The organism is Microvirga calopogonii (assembly GCF_003347665.1).
In the GTDB taxonomy this organism is placed as follows: Bacteria; Pseudomonadota; Alphaproteobacteria; order Rhizobiales; family Beijerinckiaceae; genus Microvirga; species Microvirga calopogonii.
Genome location: NZ_QDGA01000199.1, coordinates 1 through 4,239, shown reverse-complemented (window position 1 = coordinate 4,239; position 4,239 = coordinate 1). Strand labels below are relative to the sequence as shown.

3 protein-coding genes and 2 pseudogenes are annotated in these 4,239 nt (G+C 61.8%); 3 read left to right on the top strand and 2 right to left on the bottom strand.

Annotated elements, in window-relative coordinates; genetic code table 11:
* Positions 1-126: 126 nt before the first annotated feature.
* Positions 127-1,158, top strand: coding sequence for an IS110 family RNA-guided transposase (locus DDF70_RS35650; protein ID WP_114948375.1), 1,032 nt, complete (start codon positions 127-129; stop codon positions 1,156-1,158).
* A gap of 287 nt (positions 1,159-1,445) precedes the next feature.
* On the opposite strand, the pseudogene DDF70_RS35645 reads toward DDF70_RS35650, so the two are convergent.
* Together DDF70_RS35645 and DDF70_RS35640 are read right to left on the bottom strand one after the other, a co-directional pair.
* Positions 1,446-1,928, bottom strand: a pseudogene (locus DDF70_RS35645) (IS6 family transposase); the annotation flags it as partial.
* A 249-nt stretch (positions 1,929-2,177) separates the two neighbouring features.
* Entirely contained in the window at positions 2,178-3,320 is a 1,143-nt protein-coding gene (locus DDF70_RS35640) for a methyltransferase (protein ID WP_205772628.1), read from the bottom strand.
* Positions 3,321-3,467: 147 nt separating this feature from the next.
* Here DDF70_RS35640 and DDF70_RS35635 point away from each other — a divergent pair.
* Both DDF70_RS35635 and DDF70_RS35630 read left to right on the top strand, forming a co-directional pair.
* Positions 3,468-3,686 (top strand): annotated as a pseudogene (locus tag DDF70_RS35635) (transposase); the annotation flags it as partial.
* Positions 3,673-4,212, top strand: a complete 540-nt coding sequence (locus DDF70_RS35630; protein ID WP_425374151.1) for a transglutaminase-like cysteine peptidase — start codon at positions 3,673-3,675, stop codon at positions 4,210-4,212. The pseudogene DDF70_RS35635 and the gene DDF70_RS35630, both read left to right, overlap by 14 nt.
* Positions 4,213-4,239: the final 27 nt, after the last annotated feature.

Sequence of the window (4,239 nt, the reverse complement as noted above, 5' to 3'; positions counted from 1 at the left end):
TTGTTGAGATGGGGTATTCGGCCTGCCGCCGGAGCCCTCGATTCCCGGTGAGGTGCTGCACTGCAGGCGAATGGTACAACGAGGATCGTTCGCAGCGGCCTCAGGCCTCAGTGGGAGAAGCGCAGCATGAAACACTATGCGGGTTTGGATGTCTCGGTCAAAGAGACGTCGGTGTGCATCGTTGACGAGACGGGGAAGATCTGCCGTGAGATCAAGGTCGTCTCTCATCCCGATGACCTGCTGCAGCTTCTGCAAGACTCCGCCTGGCACCTCGAGCGGATTGGTCTCGAGGCGGGGCCGCTCTCGCAATGGCTCTTCGAGGGGCTCGCCTCAGCCGGACTTCCTGTCGTGTGCATCGAGACGCGCCACGCCAAAGCCTTCCTGAAGGCGCAGGTGAACAAGAGCGACCGCAATGATGCGCGCGGCATCGCCCAGATGATGCGGGTCAACCTGTTCCGACCGGTTCACGTCAAAACGCTCTCAAGCCAGAAGCGCCGGGCTCTGCTCACCGCCCGCAAACTCCTGCAGGAGAAAGCCCTTGCGGTCGAGAACGACATCCGCGGTCTGTTGCGCAATTTCGGGCTCAAAGTCGGGGCCGTCGGAACGGTTCGGTTCGAGGCGCGCATCCGTGAGCTCATCGAGAGCATGCCCGATTTGATCGAGGTCATCCAACCGCTGCTGCAGGCCCGTCGCGAGCTGCGCGAGCACTTTGCCACCCTGCACCGGAAGCTGCTGGCCCTGGTCCGCCATGATGAGGTATGCCGGCGCCTGATGACGGTTCCGGGAGTGGGGCCGGTGGTGTCCCTGGCGTTCGTGGCCACGATCGACACGCCGGCCCGCTTCCGGCGCTCCAAGGCGGTGGGGCCTGCCTTGGGGCTGACACCTGTCCTGCATCAGTCCGGGGAAAGCAACCGGGTCGGCCGGATCTCGTTGTGCGGCGATGCCATGATGCGAACGCTGCTGTTTGAGGCAGCTCAGATCATCCTGACCCGAGCCAGCCGCTGGTCCTGGCTGAAAGCCTGGGCCATGAAAGTGGCCCAGCGACGCGGGCGGGGAAAGGCGGTCATCGCGCTCGCCCGCCGGCTGGCGACCATTTTGCATCGGATCTGGTGTGATGGCACTGAGTTCCGGTGGACGCGGGAGGCTCAGGCGATGTAGGTGCGTCTGGCCGACGAAGACTGTCCGAGCCAGACAGAACGACAAGGTTCCGCCCCGAGGCGGAGAGCTGTCCCTCGCGGGACGATGAATGAAGCGAGTCCGCACAAAGGGATGTTGCTTGCGCCTCAGGCACAAAGGACGCTGTTGAGATCGTTCCGCTTCATTCGTCTGACCCTATAGTGGAAGAGCCGTTGCGCTGATTCCGGAGAGAAGCGAGAACCCGCGGGACAGTGATGTCATGGAGCCAAACAGATCGGAAGCGCTTGACTGAACCCGGCCGAATAGAGAAGCCCTTTGTGCGAGCGGTGTTCGACATCTGGCATGACCTGACGTCGGGCAGCAGCATAAGAACCGAGCTTATCGGTGATCATGCGCCGGGGCGGGCAGCCCTGCTTGCGCAAGAGACGCTTCAGCAAGCGTTTGGCCGCCTTGGTGTCGCGTCGGCTCTGGACGATCTCATCGAGCACATAGCCGTCCTGATCAACCGCCCGCCAGAGCCAATGCTTCTGGCCCGAGATCGTGACCACGACCTCATCGAGATGCCACACGTCGCGGCGGCTTGGGGTCTTGCGCCGGAGACGGCGCGCGTAGGCTGGTCCAAACTTCAGCGCCCAGCGGCGGACCGTCTCATAGGAGACGACGATGCCGCGCTCGAGCAGCATCTCCTCGACCAGCCGTAGGCTCAGAGGGAACCGAAAGTACAACCAAACCGCATGGGCGATGATCTCGGGTGAAAAGCGATGGCGTTTGTAGCTAATCGGCTTGCTCATGCCGGATCATCTACACCGCTCGTCTCATGTCCGGGTTGACGTGACAACACCTGTGAGGCACCTTATGCGAAATTCGGCGGTAGGTTTGGTGTGCGCATAGACGGACCGCACATTTCCTACTCCCGCGCTTCTTCCCCCACACGCACACAGACGAACGTGTCGCCTGTGGTTAACGCTCCCGCGCTTCTTCCCGCATACGCACACAGACGAACCATATCACCTATGGTTAGGGTCTGTTAGCGCCTGATCCTATACAGGGATAGCTTCTACGATACTGACAGCAGACGCGGTAGGAATGACCCGCGTGAGACGGAAGCCAGCCTTGCCCAGGAGTTCCCGATATTCAGCTTCGGTGCGTTCCTGGCCTCCAGGCACCACCAGCATCACCATGTCCAGCATTTTGCCAGGATGCGGCTCATCCCCCGGCGGCAAAACCATTTCAACCAGGAGGAGGTGGCTGTTCGGGCCCATGGCCTTGCGGCAGTTCTCCAGGATGGTGATGCACTGATCCTCGTTCCAGTCGTGGACAATGTGCGACAGCACGTAGGCATCACCGCCCCCCGGAACGCTCTCGAAGAAATCGCCCGAACGGATGGATACGCGGTCCGCAACGCCCCGCTTTTGCAATAGGGCAGGCGCGTCGGCAACGACGTAGGGCCGATCGAGCAGGATGCCGTGCGGTCCGGTATGGCGTGTGAGAATGGCAGCTAACAGGTTCCCCGTCGCGCCGCCTACGTCAACCACCGTCCTTAAGCCGGAGAAGTCATAGGCTTCGGCCACAGCCGGCGGCTCCTGGCCGTGGAAGCCGACCATCGTCTCACTGAAGAGGGATGCATCTTCGGGATGGCGGGCGAGGTAGTCGAAGACCGGCATGCCCCAGGCTTTCTCGAAGCCCGCCTGACCTGTTTCAAGGGAATGCTCAATGTTGTCGAAAGCGCTTGCGAACCAGGGGCTACCCAACGCGAGAATGCTGGACCTTGCAGAGCCAGGCGCCCCGGTCTTCAGCGCCGCGCCCAATGAAGTGAGAGAGAAGCGCTGCGCTTCGCCCTCGGTGAGCAGTCCTAATCCGGCTAGCGTGCGCATATAGCGGTGTAGGCTGGGCGCATGGGTGCCAAGGAGTGGCGCCAACTCCGCAGCACTCTTTGGTGTCCCATCCAAATGGTCCGCAAGGTTCAGCTTAGCCGCCGTGTAGACCACCTTTGATACCCAGTAGGCTGTACCCATCTCGATGAGCTTGACGTGCGGTGGAAGATCCTGCGGGGCGGCTTCAGCCTTCGGGGCTGGAATGCGGTTGAGATCAGGAGCAACAGCCCCGTCGTGCTCTGAGCTGGCCGCCATACCGTCCCGGTTGGCTCGATCCTGCTGCACATTTTCGATCGTTGACCTGTGCATTGCTTCCCTCCCAACTATGCGGCTCCAAGTTGATCAACAGGACACTACGTAGACGAATGTAGACCCCTCCTAGGCACGTCGTCGAGGGTCTGTCAGGGCCGGGCACCGGCTCCATATTGATCGCTTTTCCTGCTGAGGAGAGCGACAATGCTTACGGATCGCGATTGGGCGGCGCTCGAGCCGCTGATTGAGGCTTGCCGCCCTCCTGCCAAGGTGCCGAGCCCACATCTGCGCCGCACGATGAGCGCAATTCTCTGGCGGCATCAGGATGGAGCCAAGTGGCGCGCCATTCCGGAAGAGCTGGGACCCTGGTGGCGGGCGGCCCAGACCTTCATCCGCTGGGCACGCCTGGGTGTCTTCTTTCGTCAGCGAACATCTTCGCCCTTCCGGAGAAGCCGGACCGACGCTGGCTTGGATGCAGTTCTGTGATCAGCAGCCACAAGAGTGCTCGATCGACTCTTCTGAGCCGGACACCATCCCGCTGACCGACGGCATCTGGGCCTCTCTTCAGGAGGTCAACACGCACGTCAACCGAACGATCGCGGCGGTGGCCGACCAGGATCACTGGGGTGTCGTGGATCGCTGGGATTATCCGGACGACGGGCTTGGCGACTGTGAGGACATCCAACTGCTCAAGCGCAAGCTCCTGGTTGAACGGGGGCTGCCGCGACGAGCAATGCGCATGACGGTTGTCATCGATGAACTGGGCGCCGGGCATGCCGTGTTGAGGGTGCGCACGGATCGCGGCGATCTCATCCTGGACAACAAGAGGGATGCCGTTCTGCCCTGGCAGCAAACAGGGTACGTCTACGTCAAGGGGGAGGGAACGGACAGCAAGGCCTGGGTCTGGTTTGGGGATCAGATCGCACCTACCGCAACCGCAGCCAAGTAACCGCTGTTCCGGCACTCTGTGGGTGGG